General features: G+C 50.6%; 2 protein-coding genes. Both read right to left on the bottom strand.

The window, feature by feature from the left end; translation table 11 throughout:
- Positions 1–325, bottom strand: a 325-nt coding sequence (locus tag MFF07_RS22815) for a hypothetical protein (protein WP_238232948.1), incomplete at its 3' end; no start/stop codon positions are given.
- Positions 326–369: 44 nt separating this feature from the next.
- Entirely contained in the window at positions 370–2,142 is a 1,773-nt protein-coding gene (locus tag MFF07_RS22810; RefSeq protein ID WP_238208419.1) for an RNA-dependent RNA polymerase family protein, read from the bottom strand.
- Positions 2,143–2,467 lie beyond the last annotated feature (325 nt).

Here is a 2,467-nt window from a genome sequence, read left to right as displayed (position 1 = left end):
CCCTTTTTCCTGGTTTCTTCTTCTTAGCCGGATTCTTCTGCTTAGGTGGTGGTTTCTTGTTCTCGTTTTTCTTTTGCTGTTCGTTTTTCTTAGCCTTCGCTTTTTGCGGCTTTTTCTTCGGCTTCTTCGGTGCTTTGCCATTTTGCTTAGTCGTCAGGGCAGAAACTGCACTGATTAGCTGCTGCATCTGTTGGGCCTGGACGATCGGAGTTTGCAGCTCTGGAATCATGGGTGGGGCCGGCTGCATCGGCACCCGCCATGGACGGAACGCCGGGCGTGGTCGCCAACGGCGTCCGTAAAAGGTTTGAGTTGGGATGTAATTCATGGTGTCTGTAATACGTGGTCTTTAGATGTAGTGTAATCCTGCATCTATTTAGGACCGCCGTACAGATGTATAATGGGACCTCTTATTTTCCTAAAAGACTTCAAATTCTTAGACAGCGTGGACATCGCTCTAGTGATGTTCCCGACGCCACTGACTTGGTATCTTGAGCTCAGTGCCACGTCTAATTCTTCTCTCAATCCTATGCGGGACCACTTAACTGTTTCGTCTTTTAGTGCCCTTCTTCTGTCTTCATCCTGGTTGTCGTCCGCTGGGAGCGGTTTCCCGAGTTTGAACAGCCTCTTTAACGGGTCTGCAACCCTACACGCTGTACCGGCGACACTGTCGTACAGGATGAATCCTCCACAAAAGTACGGTGGTTTCTCACACATTGTGGCATCGATGATCTTTACTTCCATGTTGACCCAACTCGCACACCTTTCTGCCATTAGCGGGTCTGACCTCACGCCGTGCACTATGTTGTCATCACCTATGAAGGCGGCGCACGCCGAGGACGATAATTTGTCGCGTAAGACGCGGCACGCTATGACAATGTTCAGCAGCGTGTTGATGAAGAGTGTAAGAAACATTCCTGACTTCATCATAGCACCGAATTTAAATCTTGTACCGGTAGGTAGATGCACACTCGTGATCTCACCAAACGCAGCTTCGATAAGGTCCAGCAGTTCTTGGTCGACCCCGAGGTCTTCCAGAAGCATTAGCGCCGTTAGCGCTAAGGAGTCGTCTTGGCTCTTATCGAAGGATGCGATATCTGTCTCCAGTACAGCATCTCCCGGTTGAAAATGTGCCGCTATGATGGCATCAAAGTCCTCCGCCGACATGTCAAACAGAGTGTGAATGTTCGGGGTCAGAACGGCTTTTAGCCGCCTGACTAACTCTCTGTGGATTCCGCATAAATATGCCGTGGCCAATGGTTCCGCCGCTTGAATCACTTGCACTTTAGGCCTTTCTTCGGTATGCTTGGTGCCTGGTGTAACTTTCACATCTCTCTTCATATCCATCACGAAGCGGTCCATTGGCACCTCCTGGAGCGGCACCAGGTTATGCGTCTTGGCAAAAAGGGCAGCAGCCTTTGGACCCTTGAGTTTAGCCACGTACGTCGTTATGTTTTCGGTGGTGATCCGTATAGGATTGTCTTTAAATTCTTGCCAATATTCGCCGGTACAGGCGTATTTTTTGAAGCTTTCTACGTTAAACACCGCAGAGTCCATGGTTGGTAATTCTCTCATTTGGGTGACATTACAATTTCTTTTAGTGGCCGCGGCTAGCACGTTTTGTAACGTGTTTTGGAAAGGGGAAGGTACTGCGCTCCTGATTTGTGGTTGGTGGTATGCGTGGTGCTTAGGGTAACATCTTAGTTTGGCCGGGCAGAACGTAGCTCTGTCGAGGCAGCTTTCAGAGCCGTCGACCAAGTCCAGATAAGCATCATACTCATCGGTTATCTGGTAGTTCGCCACGGTCGGATAATTCTCCTCTAAGAAAGAGTTACAGGCGGCCACAGCCACTTCCGGATCGCTCAGGCTGTCATCCACCGATGGTGAGTACACAGGTCTAGGGTACTTGCTGGTGTACGTGGGTACTTTGTCGGTTTGCTCATGGAGGTACATCTTTGCTCCTTCGCGTAGTCTTTCTACAATTAATGCCTTCATGTTCTCTACTTTCCTCGACTGGTACCTGCTCTTATTCGCTTCTGTCGGGGCCATCTGCATCTTTGCCTGGAGTACCTTCTCTTTCTCTCCGTCAAATGCCGGCGGGTATATGCGTTCGTCTTCATGGGCATACAGAGTCTCGCATGGCAATTCATGTTGCCTTACGGACTTCTGCTGTAGGTGACCCGGGCCAGTGTCAGACGAAAAGATATACGCGCCAGCCCTGCCTAGTCAGGACTGGTTAAAGTCGATGTCACCGAACTGTATTCCTGTGCTGACATCTCGGTCCCTGGTGTTCCGGCGGCGTGGCTCCAAGTCACCGAATTGGATGTCTAGGTCTTCCGGCTCCCACGGTAACTCAACCGGTACCCTGGGAACGAAATCCTCGGGGTTATGCGGAGGTGTGGTGCCAGTGGTTCTTCTCTTTCTTGGTGCCGGGATAGGAGCTTCCGGTTCTAATGGAGGTTCGGTAGCG

The organism is Methylobacterium thuringiense (assembly GCF_022179645.1).
GTDB classification, from domain to species: Bacteria; Pseudomonadota; Alphaproteobacteria; order Rhizobiales; family Beijerinckiaceae; genus Methylobacterium; species Methylobacterium thuringiense.
This window is presented reverse-complemented; position numbering and strand designations above follow the sequence as displayed.